At 72.6% G+C, this 18,742-nt stretch carries 18 protein-coding genes; 9 read left to right on the plus strand and 9 right to left on the minus strand.

Annotated features, from left to right (window positions below; translation table 11 throughout):
• Positions 1 to 222: 222 nt before the first annotated feature.
• A complete protein-coding gene (gene argC, locus ACFV2X_RS35200; RefSeq protein ID WP_385624536.1) occupies positions 223 to 1,251 on the minus strand; it encodes an N-acetyl-gamma-glutamyl-phosphate reductase in 1,029 nt (342 codons plus the stop codon).
• 155 nt (positions 1,252 to 1,406) lie between these two features.
• Between argC and ACFV2X_RS35205 the strand changes: the two genes are divergently transcribed.
• Positions 1,407 to 3,626, plus strand: a complete 2,220-nt coding sequence (locus ACFV2X_RS35205; protein WP_385624538.1) for an NADP-dependent isocitrate dehydrogenase — start codon at positions 1,407 to 1,409, stop codon at positions 3,624 to 3,626.
• Positions 3,627 to 3,884: 258 nt separating this feature from the next.
• Positions 3,885 to 5,111 (plus strand): beta-ketoacyl-[acyl-carrier-protein] synthase family protein, encoded by a 1,227-nt coding sequence (locus ACFV2X_RS35210; RefSeq protein ID WP_385624540.1) that lies wholly within the window; start codon positions 3,885 to 3,887, stop codon positions 5,109 to 5,111.
• 12 nt (positions 5,112 to 5,123) lie between these two features.
• Here ACFV2X_RS35210 and ACFV2X_RS35215 read toward each other — a convergent pair whose 3' ends face one another.
• Positions 5,124 to 6,170 carry a hypothetical protein gene (locus tag ACFV2X_RS35215; protein WP_385624542.1) on the minus strand — a complete coding sequence of 349 codons (1,047 nt, stop codon included), beginning with the start codon at positions 6,168 to 6,170 and terminating at the stop codon, positions 5,124 to 5,126.
• Positions 6,171 to 6,265: 95 nt separating this feature from the next.
• Here ACFV2X_RS35215 and ACFV2X_RS35220 point away from each other — a divergent pair, with 95 nt between their 5' ends.
• Complete coding sequence (locus ACFV2X_RS35220) at positions 6,266 to 7,366, plus strand: pyridoxal-phosphate dependent enzyme (RefSeq protein ID WP_385624545.1); 1,101 nt, start codon at positions 6,266 to 6,268, stop codon at positions 7,364 to 7,366.
• On the opposite strand, the gene ACFV2X_RS35225 is transcribed toward ACFV2X_RS35220, so the two are convergent.
• The 3 genes from ACFV2X_RS35225 to ACFV2X_RS35235 all read right to left on the minus strand — a co-directional run bounded on the left by ACFV2X_RS35225 (position 7,363) and on the right by ACFV2X_RS35235 (position 10,641).
• Entirely contained in the window at positions 7,363 to 7,914 is a 552-nt protein-coding gene (locus tag ACFV2X_RS35225) for an NADPH-dependent FMN reductase (RefSeq protein WP_385624548.1), read from the minus strand. The genes ACFV2X_RS35220 and ACFV2X_RS35225 overlap by 4 nt on opposite strands.
• A gap of 10 nt (positions 7,915 to 7,924) precedes the next feature.
• Complete coding sequence (locus ACFV2X_RS35230; RefSeq protein ID WP_385624551.1) at positions 7,925 to 9,913, minus strand: FUSC family protein; 1,989 nt, start codon at positions 9,911 to 9,913, stop codon at positions 7,925 to 7,927.
• A 146-nt stretch (positions 9,914 to 10,059) separates the two neighbouring features.
• Positions 10,060 to 10,641, minus strand: a complete 582-nt coding sequence (locus ACFV2X_RS35235; RefSeq protein WP_385624554.1) for a histidine phosphatase family protein — start codon at positions 10,639 to 10,641, stop codon at positions 10,060 to 10,062.
• Between the two features lie 75 nt (positions 10,642 to 10,716).
• On the opposite strand from ACFV2X_RS35235, the gene ACFV2X_RS35240 reads away from it, so the two are divergent.
• Together ACFV2X_RS35240 and ACFV2X_RS35245 are read left to right on the plus strand one after the other, a co-directional pair.
• Positions 10,717 to 11,751 (plus strand): GlxA family transcriptional regulator, encoded by a 1,035-nt coding sequence (locus ACFV2X_RS35240; protein WP_385624556.1) that lies wholly within the window; start codon positions 10,717 to 10,719, stop codon positions 11,749 to 11,751.
• A complete protein-coding gene (locus ACFV2X_RS35245) occupies positions 11,748 to 12,353 on the plus strand; it encodes a DJ-1/PfpI family protein (RefSeq protein WP_385624558.1) in 606 nt (201 codons plus the stop codon). Before ACFV2X_RS35240 ends, ACFV2X_RS35245 begins: the two co-directional genes overlap by 4 nt.
• 11 nt (positions 12,354 to 12,364) lie before the next feature.
• On the opposite strand, the gene ACFV2X_RS35250 is transcribed toward ACFV2X_RS35245, so the two are convergent.
• The 4 genes from ACFV2X_RS35250 to ACFV2X_RS35265 all read right to left on the minus strand — a co-directional run bounded on the left by ACFV2X_RS35250 (position 12,365) and on the right by ACFV2X_RS35265 (position 16,481).
• On the minus strand, positions 12,365 to 13,144 hold the full coding sequence (locus tag ACFV2X_RS35250) for an ABC transporter ATP-binding protein (protein ID WP_385624561.1): 780 nt from the start codon (positions 13,142 to 13,144) through the stop codon (positions 12,365 to 12,367).
• A gap of 16 nt (positions 13,145 to 13,160) precedes the next feature.
• Entirely contained in the window at positions 13,161 to 14,123 is a 963-nt protein-coding gene (locus ACFV2X_RS35255) for a FecCD family ABC transporter permease (RefSeq protein ID WP_385624667.1), read from the minus strand.
• Between the two features lie 89 nt (positions 14,124 to 14,212).
• A complete protein-coding gene (locus ACFV2X_RS35260) occupies positions 14,213 to 15,268 on the minus strand; it encodes an ABC transporter substrate-binding protein (RefSeq protein ID WP_385624564.1) in 1,056 nt (351 codons plus the stop codon).
• Between the two features lie 307 nt (positions 15,269 to 15,575).
• The gene (locus ACFV2X_RS35265; RefSeq protein ID WP_385624567.1) at positions 15,576 to 16,481 is read right to left on the minus strand and encodes a LysR family transcriptional regulator; all 906 of its coding nucleotides are present in this window, start codon (positions 16,479 to 16,481) and stop codon (positions 15,576 to 15,578) included.
• A gap of 125 nt (positions 16,482 to 16,606) precedes the next feature.
• Between ACFV2X_RS35265 and ACFV2X_RS35270 the strand changes: the two genes are divergently transcribed.
• The 4 genes from ACFV2X_RS35270 to ACFV2X_RS35285 all read left to right on the plus strand — a co-directional run bounded on the left by ACFV2X_RS35270 (position 16,607) and on the right by ACFV2X_RS35285 (position 18,741).
• Positions 16,607 to 17,113, plus strand: a complete 507-nt coding sequence (locus tag ACFV2X_RS35270) for a nuclear transport factor 2 family protein (RefSeq protein WP_385624569.1) — start codon at positions 16,607 to 16,609, stop codon at positions 17,111 to 17,113.
• 99 nt (positions 17,114 to 17,212) lie between these two features.
• On the plus strand, positions 17,213 to 17,713 hold the full coding sequence (locus ACFV2X_RS35275) for a cupin domain-containing protein (protein WP_385624571.1): 501 nt from the start codon (positions 17,213 to 17,215) through the stop codon (positions 17,711 to 17,713).
• Entirely contained in the window at positions 17,710 to 18,108 is a 399-nt protein-coding gene (locus ACFV2X_RS35280) for a VOC family protein (RefSeq protein WP_385624574.1), read from the plus strand. Before ACFV2X_RS35275 ends, ACFV2X_RS35280 begins: the two co-directional genes overlap by 4 nt.
• A 141-nt stretch (positions 18,109 to 18,249) precedes the next feature.
• The gene (locus ACFV2X_RS35285; RefSeq protein WP_014175103.1) at positions 18,250 to 18,741 is read left to right on the plus strand and encodes a cation:proton antiporter regulatory subunit; all 492 of its coding nucleotides are present in this window, start codon (positions 18,250 to 18,252) and stop codon (positions 18,739 to 18,741) included.
• Position 18,742 lies beyond the last annotated feature (1 nt).

An 18,742-nucleotide genomic window follows, 5' to 3' on the forward strand; every position in this document is an offset into this window, starting at 1 on the left:
CGCTTCTCCGCCCGCACGGCGCAGAGGTGCGGCTTTCGCTTTCGACTGCGGCCCGGCTGCCGTGCGCGCGTCGCTCACTGTGACTCCTTGTTCGCTTCTCCGCCCGCACGGCGCAGAGGTGCGGCTTTCGCTTTCGACTGCGGCCCGGCTGCCGTGCGCGCGTCGCTCACTGTGACTCCTTGTTCGCCCCGGCGTGGGGACCCGTCGGGTGATGTGCGGCGCTCATGGCGCGATTCCGGTGACGGGGAGCCCCAGCTCCTCCGGGAGGCCGAGCGCGACGTTCATGCTCTGGACCGCGCCGCCGGCGGTGCCCTTGGTGAGGTTGTCGATGGCGCTGATGGCGATGACCCGGCCCGCCGCCGCGTCGTGGGCGACCTGGATCAGCGCGGCGTTCGACCCGTATACGGCGGCGGTGGACGGCCACTGTCCCTCGGGGAGGAGGTGGACGAACGGCTCGTCCTGGAGCGCCTTCTCGTACGCGGCGCGGACGGACTCGGCCGTCACCCCGGGCCGGGCCTTGGCGCTGCAGGTGGCGAGGATGCCGCGGGACATGGGGGCGAGGGTGGGGGTGAAGGAGACCGAGACCGGCTCGCCCGCCGCCGCCGAGAGGTTCTGGATCATCTCGGGGGTGTGCCGGTGGCCGCCGCCGACGCCGTACGGGCTCATGGCGCCCATGACCTCGCTGCCCAGCAGATGCGGTTTGGGCGCCTTGCCGGCGCCGGAGGTGCCGGAGGCGGCGACGATCACGGCCTCGGGCTCGACCAGCCCCGCCGCGTACGCCGGGAAGAGCGCGAGCGAGACGGCGGTCGGGTAGCAGCCTGGGACCGCGACGCGCTTGGACCCCTCCAGCGCATCGCGGGCCCCGGGCAGTTCGGGGAGGCCGTAGGGCCAGGTGCCCGCGTGCGGCGAGCCGTAGAACCTCTCCCAGTCCCCCGCGTCCTCGAGCCGGAAGTCGGCTCCGCAGTCGATGATCAGGACCTCGTCGCCGAGCTGCTGCGCGACGGCGGCGGACTGGCCGTGCGGCAGCGCGAGGAACACCACGTCGTGCCCGGTCAGGGCGTCGGCGTCGGTGGGCGCGAGGATCCGGTCGGCCAGCGGGAGGAGGTGTGGCTGCAGGGCTCCGAGGCGCTGGCCGGCGTTGGAGTTTCCGGTCAGGGTGCCTATCTCGACCTGGGGGTGGGCGAGCAGCAGGCGCAGCACCTCGCCGCCCGCGTATCCACTCGCTCCGGCCACCGCCGCACGTACCGCCATCGATACCTCCCTCTTGATGGCATGACTATACGGGCGGCCGAAGCTTTATGCAATGACGCTTTCGAGGGCCCATTCGAAGGGCCCACGAGTGGAGGGGGCCGATGACGAGATATCTTGATGTCGAGCAATGTTGCAGACGTGGAGCGGAGCACCCGGTGACTGACTCGACCATCATCTATACGCACACCGACGAGGCCCCGGCCCTGGCGACGTATTCGTTCCTGCCGGTGGTCCAGGCCTACGCGTCGACGGCCGGTGTCACTGTGGAAACCCGTGACATCTCGCTGGCCGGGCGTATCATCGCCGTCTTCCCCGAGTACCTGGAGGAGGGCCTGCGGATCCCCGACGCCCTCACCGAGCTCGGCGAGCTGGCCAGGACGCCCGAGGCCAACATCATCAAGCTGCCGAACATCTCGGCCTCGATCCCGCAGCTGAAGGCCGCGGTCGCCGAGCTGCAGCAGCAGGGCTACGCGCTGCCGGACTACCCGGACGACCCCAAGACCGACGAGGAGCGCGAGATCCGCGCCCGCTACGACAAGGTCAAGGGCTCCGCCGTCAACCCGGTGCTGCGCGAGGGCAACTCCGACCGCCGCGCCCCCGCGTCGGTCAAGAACTACGCCAAGACGCATCCGCACCGCATGGGCGCCTGGTCCTCCGACTCGAAGACCAACGTGGCCACCATGGGCGTCGACGACTTCCGCTCCACCGAGAAGTCCGCGGTGATCTCCGATGCCGGTTCGCTGCGCATCGAGCTGGCGGGCGACGACGGCTCGACCACCGTGCTGCGCGAGTCGGTACCCGTGCTGGCGGGCGAGGTCGTGGACGCGTCCGTGATGCGGGTGGCGGCGCTGCGTGAGTTCCTCACCGCGCAGGTGGCCCGCGCCAAGGCCGAGGACGTGCTGTTCTCGCTGCACCTGAAGGCCACGATGATGAAGGTCTCCGACCCGATCGTCTTCGGCCACGGGGTGCGGGCCTTCTTCCCGAAGACCTTCGCCGCGTACGGCGAGGTGTTCGCCGCGGCCGGGCTGACCCCCAACGACGGGCTCGGCGGCATCCTCAAGGGCGTGGAGTCGCTGCCCGAGGGCGCCAAGATCAAGGAGTCCTTCGAGGCCGAGCTGGCCGAGGGCCCCCGCCTGGCGATGGTCGACTCCGACCGCGGCATCACCAATCTGCACGTCCCCTCCGACGTCATCGTCGACGCCTCCATGCCGGCCATGATCCGCACCTCCGGCCACATGTGGGGCCCCGACGGCCAGGAGGCCGACACCCTCGCCGTCCTCCCCGACAGCAGCTACGCCGGTGTCTACCAGGCCGTCATCGACGACTGCCGGGCCAACGGCGCCCTGGACCCCGCCACCATCGGATCGGTCCCCAACGTCGGTCTGATGGCGCAGAAGGCCGAGGAGTACGGCAGCCACGACAAGACCTTCGAGATCCCCACCACGGGCACCGTCCGCGTCCTCGACGAGGCCGGCAACGTGGTCCTGGAGCAGGTCGTCGGCGCCGGTGACATCTTCCGGATGTGCCAGTCCAAGGACGCGCCGATCCGCGACTGGGTCAAGCTCGCCGTCACCCGCGCCCGCGCCACCGGCGACCCGGCGGTCTTCTGGCTCGACGAGAACCGCGCCCACGACGCCCAGCTGATCGAGAAGGTCAAGGCGTACCTGCCGGAGCACGACACCGAGGGCCTGCGGATCGAGATCATGGCCCCGGTCGAGGCGACCAAGTTCTCCCTGGAGCGGATCCGCCGCGGCGAGAACACCATCTCGGTCACCGGCAATGTGCTGCGCGACTACCTGACCGACCTGTTCCCGATCCTGGAGCTGGGCACCAGCGCCAAGATGCTGTCGGTCGTCCCGCTGATGGCGGGCGGCGGTCTGTTCGAGACGGGCGCCGGCGGCTCCGCGCCCAAGCACGTCCAGCAGCTGGTCAAGGAGAACTACCTGCGCTGGGACTCGCTGGGCGAGTTCTTCGCGCTGGTGCCGTCCCTCGAGCAGTACGCGAAGACCACCGGCAACGCGCGGGCCCAGGTGCTCGCCGACACCCTCGACCGGGCCACCGCCACCTTCCTCAACGAGGACAAGTCGCCCAGCCGCCGGGTCGGTGGCATCGACAACCGCGGCAGCCACTTCTATCTGTCGCTGTACTGGGCGCAGGAGCTGGCCAAGCAGACCGACGACGCGGACCTGGCCAAGGCATTCGCCCCGCTCGCCGAGACGCTGACCGCCCAGGAGCAGACGATCGTCGACGAGCTGATCGCGGTCCAGGGTGAGCCCGCCGACATCGGCGGCTACTACCAGCCCGACCCGGCCAAGGCCGCCGCCGTGATGCGTCCGTCGGCGACCTTCAACCAGGCCATCGCCACCCTCGGCTGATCCGGCGGCCCGCCGCCTCCGGCCCTATACCGCCCCGGTTGGACACCCGTCCGGCCGGGGCGGTCCCTTTTTCACGCTCCGTGCTTCTCCGGTCACCGAATTGGTCTTCAATAGCCGATCCCTCCAAAATCCCGATGCCGGGCTGCTGGGATCACAACATCTATCCGGGTGGAATCACCCTGACAGAGTGGCCGACAAGTCGATCTCCTCCCGCACTGTATGCGGGAGTTGTGTGTCCACTACACGGGGGTAGTTTCGATGCGCGCTGACACCGACCAGGTGGTGGTCACCGGTCTCGGGGCCACCACACCGCTCGGCGGGGATGTGGCCTCCACATGGTCCGGGATGCTGACGGGGAAATCCGGGATCAGCAGGATCGAGGAGGACTGGGCTCTCGACGCGCCCGTACGGATCGCGGGCCGGCTGGCGGTCGACCCGTCCGAGGTCCTGGACCGGGTGCAGGCCCGGAAGATGGACCGCTGCCAGCAGATCGCGCTGATCGCCGCCCGCGAGGCATGGGCCGACGCGGGCGCCCCCGAGGTAGAGCCGGAGCGGCTGGCCGTGGCCATCGGCACGGGCACCGGGGGCACGCTGACCATGCTCCGCCAGAACGACATCATGGACTCCTCCGGGATGCGGCGGATGTCCCCGCACTCCGTCCCCATGCTGATGGCGAACGGCCCCGCCGCCTTGATCAGCATCGAACTCGGCGCGCGCGGCGGCGCCCACGCCCCGGTCAGCGCCTGCGCCTCGGGAGCCGAGGCCATCGCGCTGGGCTTGGACCTGATCCGCCTCGGCCGGGCCGACGTGGTCGTCGCCGGCGGCACCGAGGCCTGCGTCAACCCCCTGGTGCTTGCCGGGTTCGCCCAGGCCAGGGCGCACTCTACGCGCAATGACGAACCCGAGCAGGCGTCCCGGCCCTTCGACGTCGACCGCGACGGCTTCGTCATCGGCGAGGGGGCGGCCATGGTCGTCCTGGAGCGCGCCGAGTTCGCCGCCGCCCGGGCGGCCCGCGCCCATGCGGCGCTCGCCGGGGCCGGGGTCACCTCGGACGCCCACCACATCACCGCAGCGAGCCCCGAGGGTCAAGTCCGCGCCATGCGTATGGCCTTGGCCGCCGCGGGGCTGACCCCGCTGGCGATCGAGCACATCCACGCCCATGCGACCTCCACGCCCATGGGCGATCTCGCCGAGGCCGAGTCGATCGCCGAGGCCATCGGCGTCCATCCGTCCGTGACCGCGACCAAGTCCATGACCGGCCACCTCTTCGGCGCGGCGGGGGCGGTGGGCGCGCTCGCCGCGATCCTCGCGGTGCGCGACGGGGTGATCCCCGCGACCCAGAACGTCGACGCCCTCGACCCACGGGTCAAGCTCGACGTGGTCACGGGGCAGCCCCGACGAGGCGCGGCGCCGGCCGCGGCGCTCACCAACTCCTTCGGCTTCGGCGGCCACAACACCTCGCTCGTGTTCACCACCGCACCCTGAACGGCCGTGTCCTTACGGGTTCTCGCGCAGCGTCAGCCCGTAGAAGTCCACCTGGTAGTCGTCCACGGTCTGGGCGTGGTCCGAAAGGCTCAGGTCCTTCGGCGACGGCACGCCCAGGCCGCGGAGGGTGTCGACGAGCAACCGGGCCAGCCGGGGGCCGTCGGTGTCATCCGGGCCGAAGACACCGGAGTGGTGCGTCCAGTCGATCCAGTGGGAGAGCCGCGCGGGCGTGGTGGCCTCCGGGATCCAGCCCAGGGAGGCCGGGTCGGTGCCGGAGCCCGCGCCGTCCAGCTCCTCCGTGCTGTAGACGATCTCCAACTGGTCGCCGCAGACGATATGGAAGACGACCGGCCCGTAGGTGCCCGGCACCAGCGCGTGGATGCCGAGGTCAAGACCGATGCCCAGAGCGCTGGTCTCGGCCGGGAGCGAGCCCAGGAACTCGCTCAGCGCGGTCGTGTACACGTCCCAGTCGTCCGTCTGCCAGTAACCGGGGAAGCCCAGACCCCCGTTGGCCGAGACCCGGCGGGAGCCGAAGAAGCCGCCGAGCGCGTGGGCCTCGCCGTGGCCCTGCCGCCAGAACCAGTTCTCCGCCGGGTCGGTCGGCTGGAGCAGCAGCTCCGGCCCCCGCTCCCCCGCGCGCAGCTCCAGAGTGTCGGGCTTTCCGCGCCACCGCAGAAACGGGCTCCCCCACACCGGCGTGGACTCGTAGAACGGCCCGAGGTCCCCGTACGCCCCCATGATGGACGCGCGCCCGAACGCCGCCGTCAGCGTCTCCGCCGCCCTGCGGAAGCTGTCCGCCCTGGCTGCGGCCCCGCCCGCCACCAGCTCGACCGGCACATGGAGCCCGACGAACTCCTCGCCGTCATGCACGAAGTCCGACTCGTGCCGCCCCGTCGGCCGCAGCCACGCCTCGCCCGCGTCCCCCGCGGCCTCGCGCCACTCCCATCCGAGCGACGAGACCAGCGCCCGCAGCGCGGGCTGCCGCCACCCTCCGGTGTCCGCGTCCCTGAGCCGCCGCGCCACCTCGGCCAGCCGCTCGCCCTCCAGCGTCACCGTCACGTCCGAACCCCCTGTTACGCAGTGCACTTGACGCCTTCGACGATGCCATACGGCACCGACAACGCGCCCGGCCCCCCTGGGTAGGGTCGGTGCCCATGACCTCGGAGCACCCCAACGCCTGGGCGGCGGACGCGGTCCGGCGCCTCCACGCGGAAGGCCGCGCGCACGGCCCGACCCCCCTCCGTCCGCTCCCGCTGCCCGCGCTGCGTGACATCAAGGTCTATCTCAAGGACGAGTCCGCGCACCCCACCGGCAGCGTGAAACACCGCCTGGTACGGGCCATGTTCTGCCGGGCGATCGCGAGCGGCCGGATCACGGCGGAGACCACGGTGGTCGCCGCCACCGGCGGCGCGGTCGCCGTCGCGGGGGCCCACTTCGCGCGGCTGCTCGGCCTTTCGTTCCGCGCCGTCGTACCCGCGAAGACCCCGGCGGACACCCTGGTCCGTATCGAGCGGGAGGGCGGCCGGTGGCAGCCGGCCGAACAGCCGCCGGCCGCGGCGCAGCAGGAGGCCCGCGCGCTGGCCGAGCGGCTGGGCGGACACTTCCTGGACCACTTCACCGACGCCGGACCGGCCCTGGCCGAATGCGGCGAGCCGACGATCGCCGACGAGATCTTCGAGCAGCTGCGCGCGGAGCCGCACCCGGTGCCCGCATGGATCGTGACGGGCGCCGGAACCGGCGCCACCTCGGCCTCGATCGGCCGCCATCTGCGGCACCATGGCCACCCCACCCGGCTGGCCGTGGTGGATCCGGAGAACTCCGCCTACTTCCCCGCATGGGCGAGCGACTGCCGCGACTACGCCACCGGCATGCCCTCCCGGATCCCCGGCATCGGCCGCCCCCGCACCGAGCCCGGCTTTCTGCCGAGCGTGATCGACCTGGTGATCCCGGTCCCGGACGGCGCGTCCATCGCGGCCCTGCGGTGGCTCCACGACACGGCCGGTGTCCCGGCCGGTCCGGCGGCCGGCACCGGTCTGTGGGGCGTATGCCACCTCGTGTCGCGGATGCGCGCGGCGGGGGCGCGGGGCAGCGTGGTCAGCCTCGTCGGCGACCACGCCGAGCCGTACCGGAACACCCATCTGGACCCGGAGTGGGTACGCGCGCGGGGGTTCGACCCCGGGCCGTACGCGGACGCCGTCGAGCGGTTCGCCACCACGGGGGAATTCGCTGCCAGGGGGGAACGGGACGCCGGTTAGGACGCGGCGGCGCGGTCCATGAGCGCATGAGCGACCTCGGCGATGGCCTCGCGCACCTCGGGGTCCGTGACGGTACCGGTCGCGGCGTCGACGGCGGTCCGGGGCACCGGCACCCGCGTACACGCCTCCTCGACCAGGCGCGCTCCCGTGTACCCGAGGACCGTGCGCAGGGCGCGGTGGGCGCCCTCGGCCCCGGTGGCGGACGAGGAGGCGTTGATCCAGCCCACCGGCTTGTCGACGATCTCCGTCCCGCCGACCGTCCAGTCCAGCAGGTTCTTGAACGAGCCGGGCAGATCCCCCGCGTATTCGGGTGTGCAGAACAACACCGCGTCGGCCTCGGCGACCACCTGGCGCAGCCGGGCCACCTCCGCGGGCAGCGGCTCGATGTCGTCGTCCGGGTTGAAGTGCGGCAGGGCCGCCATGCCGCGGTACTCCAGCGGGCGGGCCCGGTCGCCGAGCAGCCCGGACAGGGTGCGCACCACCGCCGTGTTGGTGGAGCCTTCGCGCAGGCTGCCGCTGATGAGTACGAGATTCGCCGTCCGGTTCATGGTCGAGATGCTACGAGCGGGACCCGGCGAGGTGCCGGGCGCGGTGCAGGCCGGCGATGACGTCGGCGAGTGTCGCGCAGGGGGCACCGCCCAGCGCTAGCTGGGGGACGGTGAGCGACGCCCCGGCGGGCAGCGGCAGGTCGGCGGGCGGGCGGCGGGCGGCGACCGCGTCGGCCAGGTCCGACAGGACGGCCCGCAGCCGGTCCGCCAGGTTCGCGTCCGGGGGCGGCGCACCGTGGTCCAGCCGGACCCCGCACGCCGTCGCCGCGTCCACGATCTCCTCGAGCGCCGCGACCACCGGGGCCCACGCCGCCAGGTCGCGCCCGAACGGCGGATGTTCGGCCCCGGCCACCTCCACCGCGCGGCGGGCATCGGCCAGGGCTCGGTACGCCTCGCGGCGCAGCCGCAGCCGTACCTCGTAGGGCGCGTCGGCCGCCAGCACCCGGTCCAGGTGGTCGCGGGTGGCGCGGACCGCGAGCGAGAGCCGTACGGACACCTGGGCGCGCGGGCCGCCGAGCCCCGGCAGCACCCCGGCCGCCAGCACCACCGCGCAGGCCAGCAGCGTGTCCGCGAGCCGTGCGTACTCCGCGCCACGGTCGCCGCCGAGGTACACCAGGGACAGCAGCAGGGGGGTGAGCACCGCCGTCTGCAGCGCGAAGTGGCGTACGGACACCGGGATCAGCGCCGAGCACACCGCGGCGACGGCCACCGGCCACACCTCGTCGTCCGCCTCCGCGAGCGGGCCGAGCAGCGCGGCGAGCCCGGCGAACACGGCCACGCCGACGGCGGTGCCGAACGCCCGGGAGACGGCCCGTGACACCAGGGGGCCCATGTCGGGCTTGACCAGGAAGGCGGCGGTGGCGGGGAGCCAGTACCAGTGCTCGCCCGGCAGCGACTTGGCCAGCGCGGTGGCGGCCCCCACGCACAGCGCCACCCGGGCCGCGTACTCCCGGCCCGCCGGGCCGAGCGCCCGGCGCAGCCGTTGCCGGGGGCCGGGCCCGACCGCGCCGACCGCGGGGGCGGGTTCGCCGTCGAAGACGCGGGCGGCGAGCAGCACCGCACGGTGTGCGGCCAGGCCGCCGGCGGTGTGCGGTGCGGGCGCGGGAAGCGGGCCGGGCGGGCGGCCGGTACGCGCCGAGCGGGCCAGCAGCGCGGGGGTCCGCGCCACTCGGGCGGGCAGTGGCTCGCCCTCCCACATCAGCGTCACCGCCGTTTCGCTCAGCGCCCCGGCCACCGCCAGCAGGTCGCGCAGCCGCCGCAGACCGGCGTCGGGGCGGAGGAGCGGGACCCGGTGTCCGTAGAGCGATTCGTAGGCGGCGTCGTACGCGGCGGTCAGCCGGCGCCGGGCCGCCTGGCCTCGCTCGGTGCCGACCGCCGCCATCAGGTCGGCGAGCGCGTCGTAGACGGCGGCCACCGCGCGCCGTTCGTCGGGCAGCCCTGCCCGGCGGCGAACCGAGCCGCAGAAACGGCCCATCAGCGGCAGCAGCCACGACATGACCAGCACCCACGCGGCGCCGGCGAGCAGTAGCCCGGCCCGGACCGGCGGGGGCTCAGGGGCGGGCATGCCCGCCCCGACCACGCACACCACCATCAACTGGACCCCGGCCGAGGAGCAGACCGGCCCGATCGCGCTGATCGCGCCGGACACCAGGCCGACCGCCGCCAGGGCGAGCGCGATCCAGGCGCCGAGTCCGAGGGTGCCCAGCCACGCCCCGGTGACCATGCCCACGGCCCCGGCCAGGGCGGGGAGGCCGATGCGCACCAGACGGGTTGCGCGGGTGGCGGGCCGGTCGTTGATGTGCGCGAACATCGCGCCGAGGCCCGCGGTCACCCCGGCGGAGGTCTGCCCCGCGGCTACCAGGGCCGCCAGCACCGGCCCCACACCGAGCGCGCCGCGCGCCACCGCCGCCCAGGGCACCGGTCCGCGCAGCCCCCGCGCACCGTGCAGGGGGTGGGTCAGCCAGTGGGGCGCCGGGGGTCGGGGATACGGTGCGCGCAACGGATGTCCTCCAGACGATCGGGTGGGGTGGATTCCCTCTTCGTCGAGGACGTGTACCTGGAACCTACGCGATCAATACCGACATTCCGTAACCGCGACGTTTCCGCTGTGTAGACCGCGCGGCGCGCCCTTGAAACGGCGCGTTTCTACAGCTGCGCTTCGCGGTCCACACACAGCCGCCACTTCCCGGCCCCGCCGGTCAGCGTGATGGTGGACAGCGGGAGTACGTCGACGTTCCAGTAGCAGTGCGGCGGCGCCTTCATCGCGTACGTCACGGCCGCCCGTATCACGCCGGGGTCGGCGACGGCGAGCATCCGGCCATCGCGCTCGACGGGCCGGGTGTCCATCCAGGCGCCCACACGGTTGATGAACGCGAACAGCGATTCGCCGCCGTGCGGTGCGCTGCCCGGGTCGGCGAGCCAGGCGTCGACCGCTCTGGGCTCGCGCATCATCACCTCCTCCAGGGTGCGGCCGCGCCAGCGGCCCATGTCGCAGTCGCGCAGGGCGGGCTGGGCGAGCGGCATGAAGCCGAGGATGTCGCCGGTCTCCCGGCTGCGCGCCGACGGCGAGCAGTAGCGCAGCTCCGCGGCGGCCAGCGGAAGCAGCGTGGGCGCCACGCGTTCGACCTCGCGCCAGCCCCCGGGGTCGAGCGGCCGGTCGTCGTCGAAGCGCTCGGCGAGCCGGGAGGTGCTGCGGGCGGAGGCGATCAGCGTGAGCCGGAAGTTCATCCGGGCATGCTAGATCGGCTGGAATTCGGTGGGCGGCCCCCGGTCGCCGTTCCGGGGTGTGGGATCTGTGGCGCGATGTGTGGGGTGTGTGTCGTTGCCGCCATCCGGGACAGACCGCAGGCTGGAGGGGTGACCCGACATGTCGTCTTCGTGATCTACGAGGGGTTCCAGTCGCTCGACCTGGCCGGTCCGCTCGAGGTGTTCCAGCACGCGGACCAGCTCGCGAACCAGCTCGCGGGCGGCTACTCCTGCCGGATCGTGGCTCCCCGCCCGGGCCCCGTACGGTCGTCCAGCGGGCTGCCGGTGCACGCCGCGCACGGGGTGGCCGATCTCGACCCCGGCGGGATCGACACCCTGGTGGTGGCGGGCGGCCGAGGGGTGGACCGGGCCCGTCACGATCCGGAGCTGATCGGCTGGATCGCGGCGGCCGCGGCCGGCGCCCGGCGGATCACCTCCGTGTGCAGCGGGGTGTTCCTGCTGGCCGCCGCCGGGCTCGTGGACGGGCTGCGGGTCACCACCCACTGGGGCCGCGAGGAGCAACTGGTCCGCGAACACCCGGAGGTGCGGGTCGACTGCGACCCCATCTTCGTCCGGGACGGCCGGGTGTGGACCTCGGCGGGCGTGACCGCCGGGATGGATCTCGCGCTCGCCCTGGTGGAGGCGGATCTGGGGCGGGAGGCGGCACACACCGTGGCCCGGGAGCTGGTGTTGTTCCTGCGCCGTCCCGGCAGCCAGTCCCAGTTCAGCGTGGGGCTGTGGGCGGCGCAGCCGGCCACCGACTCGATCCGCGCCGTGGTGTCGGCGATCCACGCCGACCCGGGCGCCCGGCACACGGTCGCGGATCTGGCCGGGTGTGCCGGGCTGAGCACACGCCATCTGCAGCGCAGGTTCACCGCCGAGCTCGGCACGCCGCCCGCGGTCTATGTGGAGCGGGTGCGGGTCGAGGCGGCGCAGCGCGCGCTCGTCGAGGGCGGGGACCCGGTCGAGGCCATCGCCCGGCGGTACGGCTTCGGCACCGCCGAGACCCTGCGCCGCGCCTTCCACCGCCATGCCGGGATCTCGCCGTCCGATTACCGGGAACGTTTCCGATCCACGAGGGAGTACGCATGACCACATACGGCCTGCTGGTGTTCGACGGGGCGGAGGAGCTCGACTTCGTCGGCCCCTGGGAGGTGTTCACCGTCTCGTCGATGCTGCGCGACCACGCCGACACCGCGGTGCTCATCGCCGAACGGCCCGACCCGGTCCGCTGCAACAAGGGCATGCGGGTGCTGCCGGACCACACGCTGGACGACCATCCGCCGCTGGACGTCCTGCTGGTGCCCGGGGGCATGGGCACCCGCCGCGAGGTGTCCAACCCCGCCGTCATCGACTGGATCCGCAAGACCTCGGCGCACGTCGGGTGGACCACCAGCGTGTGCACCGGGGCGCTGCTGCTGCACGAGGCCGGCCCGGCGCGCGGTCGCCGGGTGGCCACCCACCACGCTTTCGAGGACGCTCTGGAGTCCCGCGGCGAGGTCACGGTGGTGCGCGACGCGCGCTATGTGGTCGACGGCGATCTGGTCACCAGCCAGGGCGTTTCGGCCGGGATCGACATGGCGCTGTGGCTCGTCGGCCGCCTCCACGGCCGGGACCACGCGCGCACGGTCCGCCGCTATATCCAGTACGAACCGGCGCCGCCCTACCTCGCCGACGAGCCGCTTCCCGCGTAACGCACACCGCCTCAGGAGGGGGCGAGCGGCCGGGCCGCGTAGGTGATGCGTACGACGCCGTCGGCGTGGCGCTCCGCGGTGGCGGCCACGCCGAACACCTCACGGAGCAGATCGGGAGTGAGGGTGTCCGGCACCGGCCCCGCGGCGACCACCGCGCCACCGTGCAGCACCACCAGCCGGTCGCAGAGCCGTACGGCGAGGTCCAGATCGTGCAGGACGGCGAGGGTGGTCGTACCGGTGGCGCGGATCAGCTCCAGGAGTTCGAAGCGGGCCCGGATGTCGAGGTGGTTGGTGAGCTCGTCGAGCACCAGCAGCCCCGGGCGCTGGGCGAGGGCGCGGGCGAGCAGCACCCGCTGGCGTTCGCCGCCGGACAGGGAGGTGATGTCCCGGTCGGCCAGCGGCCGGGCCCCGCACCGGTCCAGTGCCTCGTCCACGGCCTGGTGGTCCTCGGGGCCGTCGCGGCCGAGCAGGCCGTGGTGCGGGGTGCGGCCCAGCGCCACCACCTCCCGTACGGACAGCCCGGCCGGGCCGCCGCCGGAGTCCTGGAGCACCGCGGCGGTGCGGCGGGCGGCGGTGCGGGCGGACAGGGCCCATACGTCGTCCCCGCCGACGTACACCGCGCCCCGGTCGGGGCGCAGTGAGCGGTAGACGGCGCGCAGCAGGGTGGACTTGCCGCTGCCGTTGGGCCCGACGAGGCCGACGACGTCGCCCGGGTGGGCCTTGAGGGTCACATCGCGCAGGATCGGTTGCCGGTCCAGGGCGATGTGCAGCCCGTCCACGGTGAGTTCCATATGCCGGTCCTGTCGTTCAGTCGAGGCTGGTGTTGCGGCGCAGCAGCCACAGGAAGAAGGGCGCGCCGAAGAGCGCGGTGAGGATGCCGAGGGGGAGTTCGTTGGGCCGGGTGAGGGTGCGCGAGAGCAGGTCGACCAGGACCATGTAGAGCGCGCCGGTCACCGCGGCCAGCGGCAGCAGCCTGCGGTGGTCGGCGCCGAAGGCGAGCCGTACGAGGTGGGGGATCATCAGGCCGACGAAGCCGATGCCCCCGGCGACGGCGATGACCGTACCGGTGAGCAGCGAGGCGAGGACCAGCAGCACGGCCCGCAGCCGGTGTACGTCGACGCCGAGCGCGGTGGCGGACTCGTCCCCGGCGAGCAGGGCGTTGAGCCGTCCGGCGAGCAGGGCGAGCGCGGCGGTGGTGGTGAGGACGACGGTGGCGACGACGGGCAGTTGGTCCCAGCGGGCACCGGCCACGCTGCCCAGCGTCCAGAACATCACGGCGCGCAACTCGGCGGGGGTGGCGCGCAGTTGCAGATAGCTGGTGGCGGCGAGCAGTACGTAGCCGACGGCGACGCCCGCCAGCACCAGCCGGGTGGGGGCCAGCCGCCCCGCGCGCCGACCGAGGACGAAGACCAGGGCCATCGCCGCGGCGGCGCCGAGGAAGGCCGCCGAGGACACGCCGAGCCCGCCGAGCGCGCCACCGGCCAGGGTGAAGGCGAGTACGGCGCCGAGCGAGGCGCCGGACGAGACGCCCAGGACGTACGGGTCGGCGAGCGGATTGGCGACCACGGCCTGGAGGACCACCCCGGACACGGCCAGGCCGGTGCCCACCAGGGCTGCCAGGACGACGCGCGGGGTGCGGAAGTTCCACACGATCTGGTCGAGGGCCAGGTCACCGGCCGCCACCTGGCCGTCCAGGAGCCGGCCGAGGACGATCCGCCAGACGTCGCCCAGCGGTACGTTGACGGCGCCGACGCTGATCGCGACCATCATGGCCAGGGCGAGCAGGGCGGTCATGGCGAGCAGGACCGCCGCGGTGCTCAGGCGGCGCTTCATCGGGCGGCCTGTCATCGGGTGGCCTGTCATCGGGCAGCCGGGAAGGCGTCGGGGTGGAGCATCCGGGCGATCCGGTCGACGGCGATGTCGTTGCTGGGCCCCAGGTACATGGAGTCCGACAGGACGATGAAGCGCCCTGCCTTGGCGGCCGGCCACTGCGGGAACTGCCGCAGCAGCTTGCGCGCGTATCCCTCCGGGTCATGGTCCTGGTAGCTGACGACGACGAGCGCGTCGACGGGCTCGGCGGCGACCTTCTCCTTACTGAGGTCCGCGAAGGTGTTCCGGGTGGCGGAGGAGAAGGCGTTGGAGCCGCCGGCCTTGGCCAGGATGTCGTTCCAGATGCCGTTGGCCGCGATGGCGCTGAAGTCGTTCGACCCCATGGACATGTTGGAGAACAGCACCATGACCCGGGGCCGTTTCCGGCCCTTCACCTTGGCCGCGACGGCGTCGATCTTCTGCCGGGAGGCCGCGATCAGCCGTCGCGCGCGGTCGTCCACGTGGAAGATCCGGCCCAGGTCGGTCAGCAGCCGGTAGCTGTCCGCGATCCGCATCCGGGAGGGGTCGTCGTCACAGCCCGCGGGGGAGATATAGGTGTTGGCGCCGGTCGAGGCGAGGTCGTCGCGGGTGGCGAAGCCGTTCTCCGCCCGGAAGCCGTACGAGGTGGTGGACAGCACGGCGTCGGGGCGCAGGCCGAGCATCGTCTCGCGCGGGATGTCGGTGGCACCCCCCTGGTCGATGCCGCGGGCCGGCAGCTGCGCGATCGCCCGCGCCCGGCCCTTGACCTCGGACATTCCGTAGGACTGTGCGTTGGCCACCACGCGGTCGCCGAGACCGAGGGCGAGCAGGGAGGACACCTCGGCCACCGAGGCGCCGTTCATCACGACCACCCGGCTGGGCGGCTCGCGGTAGGTGGTGGTCCGCCCGCAGTTCTCCAGGGTCACGGGGTAGCCGGCCCGGGCGCCGCCCGCCCCCGGGGAGGTGTCCGGGCCCTGGGCCGGGCCGCCGCAGGCCACGGCGGCCAGACAGAGGGCTCCCGCGAGTGCGGCGGCGGGCCGGGGCGTGCTGGGTCGTATCCGTGACATGCGGGTTCCTTGGGGTGGGGCGGGTGTCCGTCCCAGTAGTCGCGGCGGAGCCCGCCCGAGTTCCCCAAAGAAACACACGCCGGTGATGGCCGGCTCCAGCGCCGCGTAGTCGTACGGCAGGTCGGGAAGCGCGTACGTGCCCATCAGGCACAGCCCCTTTCGGGGTGTGGCCCGGATACGCGTCAAACAGTGCCTGGCCTTCGAGGGACTTCTCCCGGGTGTATCCGCGTTCGGACTCGGCCATGCCGGCGAAGAACGCGAACAGGGCGGCGCCGCGCCCGGATGACGTGCGGGCCGTCGGCGACGGTCAGGGGTTCGGCGCAGGTGCCTGCACCAGGTTGAGTGCTGCCTCGCTGAAGGCACGAACGCGGGCTGTCGCACCGTCGGCGGGCCATACCAGGCCCCAGTCCACTGGTGCGGCGTCCACGAAGGGCACGTAGACGACGTCGGGGCGGGCGAAGTAGCGCCTGGTGTGGGCGCCGACGGCGAAGACCCCCTCCCCGGCGCCCACGAGCGTCAGCGTCTCGTTGAACGTGATGGCCGACGGACCGAGTGCGATCGGTCTCCCAGCGGGGGTCCGGCACGGCGCGCGGTCCTCGCGCAGGGATTGCGGCAGCGTCTCGGGAATCTGCAGCACGGTCACGCGAGCCAGATCTTCGACGGAGACGGTTGCGCGGCGGGCGAACGGATGCCCTGTCGGCACGGCGAGCATGCGTGCCTCCCGCACCAGGACCGGCCCCATGACGATGCCCTCCTCGTGCATCGGATGGGAGGTCAGCGCGATGTCCACCTCGCCGCTGCGCAGCCACGGCAGGACTTCCGGCAGGTGCGCCTCTTTGATCTGGGCCTCGCAGTCGGGGTGCCGGGTGCGGAACGCCTGCGTGGCCCCGATCAGCAGCTGGCCCGCCGCCGGCCCGGTGAAAGCGACCCGCAGCAGCCCGGTCAGCCCCCGCCCCGCGTCGACGGCCCGCTCGAACGCGTCGGTGATCCGGGACCAGGCTGGGCGTGTCTCTTCATACAGTTGTCGTCCCACCAGGGACAGCTCCACCCGGCGGCTGGTGCGGTTGAACAACGGGACGCCGATTCGGCGCTCCAGTTTGGCGATGGTCTGGCTGACCCGGGCCGTTGAGACGTGCAGCCGCTCGGCGGTGCGGCCGAAGTGCAGCTCCTCGGCGAGCGTCAGGAACGCCTCCAGCTCGTGCCGCTCCAGCATCCCCGCACCCTCCCATCGTTAATCGAGGCTTCACGATCGTTGCGCAGGTGCGCATTGATGCCCTATCCGGACCGCAGCAGGATCAGAGGCGTTGAAAGGCCACCTCACCCGCACAGGAGAACATCATGTACGTCACCCGCGACCGCGCCCTGACCACCCCCGCGCACGACACCGCCGGGGCCGTCGCGGAACTCAGGGACCGGGCGGAGATCACCGATGCGCTCTACCGCTTCGGCCTGGGCCAGGACCTCAAGGACAAGGAGCTGTTCGCCTCGGCCTTCGCCGCCGACGCCGAGCTGGACTTCCGCCCCGCCGCCTCCAAGTGGGGAGCCAAGCCGCCGCTGATGTCCGGGCGCGACACCATCGTCACCACCATTCTCGCCATGTTCACCGGCCGGGTGGACACCACACACCAGATCACCAACACGCGGATCACGATCGATGGCGACACCGCCCGGTTCACCGCCCTGGTGGAAGCCCAGCACCTGCTCATCGCCGACCCCACCACACACGCGCTGCTGAAGAACCCCTACGACGTCGACCTGGTCCGCGACGGCGACCGCTGGGTCATCCGTCGGCTTCGCATCGACAACACCTGGTACACCGGCGAACCCACCGTGATCTTCGGTTGACACACACCCTGCACAACCGCACAAGGGCCTCCCTGATCCGGAGAGCTCAAGGCCCTCTCGACTTCCCACAGCTCCCCTACCCCCCGGAAAGGGCACGACATGAAGATCGCAGTGACCGGCGGGCGGCCGGTACTGACCCGTCACGCCGAGGCCGAGACCTGTGCCGACCCCAGCAGTGTGATGACGCTGCTCTCCGACTCGGACAGCACCACCGGCGGCTTCACCAGCTACCGGTCCACATTCGCCAAGGGAGCCGTGGGCGCGCCCGCCCACTTCCACACCAAGGCGACGGAACTGTTCTTCGTGATCAGCGGGTCCCTCCAGGTGCTGGTGGGTGAGGAGGTCACCGTCCTGGAGGCGGGCGACTTCCTGGCCGTGCCGCCCCACACCCCGCACGCCTTCGCCGCGGCGCCCGGCTGTGAGGCGGACGTGCTGTCCGTGTTCACGCCGGGCATGGGCCGGTTCGACTACCTGCGCCTGCTCGGCCGGGTGATGCGTGGCGAGGCCGACGCGAAGGAGATCGCCGCCTCCGCGGAGCGGTTCGACAACCACTACGTCGACAGCCCCGTCTGGCGGGCTGCCCTGGAGGTCTCAGCGTGATCGACTCCACCGTCCCAGTCCGGCTGGCCCGGCCCTCGCGGGACCTCGCCGCCGCCGAACGCTTCTACGTGGACGGCCTCGGCCTGGCCGTCCTGTGGCGCACCACCGAGCTCCTGCCGGGCGAGCACGACCTGCTGATGGTCGGCCCGCCCGGCGCCGCCTGGCATTTCGAGCTGACGCACGCCCCGGAGCGGCCGCTGGAGCCGACCCCGACGGTGGACGACCTGTTCGTCGTCTACCTCGGCAAGCCGGTGGACGAGTCCCTGATCGACCGCCTGGTCGCGGCCGGCGGTACCCGTGTTCCGGCACACAACCCGTACTGGGACGAGCACGGTGTGACGATCGCCGACCCGGACGGCTACCGCCTGGTGCTGTGCTCCCGCACCTGGGCCTGAGCCGCGTCAGGGCCCCGCTTGACCAGCCCTCTGACCCGGCCCATTACCAATTCTTTGCCATTCGATAGGGTGTGGGAGGACGTCACCGGCCGAACACCGGCCGCCGTACGTCCACCGGTAAGTGGCACATACGACGGAAGGATGGCCGTGGGCGCTCCGCGGATCAGCAGCACGCCGTTGCCCGGAATCGGTGTCCGTTACGACCTCACCACGCGAGAGCACCGCCGGCTGTCGGTGGTCGCGCATCGCGACGGCGGGCGGACCCTGAGCTCGTATCACGAGGACGATCCCGACGAGTGCGCCATGTCGGTGCGGCTGACGGCGAAGGAGGCAGAGGCGGTCATCGACGCGCTGATGCCCTCCCACCACAGCCCGGCGCTGCTGTCCACGACCGAGCTGGGGCTGGTGGCCGAGCGCGTCGAGCTGTCGTCGGTCTCGTACTGGAACGGGCGGGTGCTGGGCGAGACGCGGATGCGCACCGAGACCGGCGCCTCGATCGTGGCGGTGCTGCGCCGCGCGGAAGCGATCCCCTCCCCGACGCCGGACTTCCGGCTGGCCGGCGGCGACACCCTGATCGTGATCGGCACCCGCGAAGGCGTGGAGACGGCCGCGGCGATACTCGGGCGGGAGTGAT

This window comes from Streptomyces sp. NPDC059679, from assembly GCF_042734105.1.
Classification (GTDB): domain Bacteria; phylum Actinomycetota; class Actinomycetes; order Streptomycetales; family Streptomycetaceae; genus Streptomyces.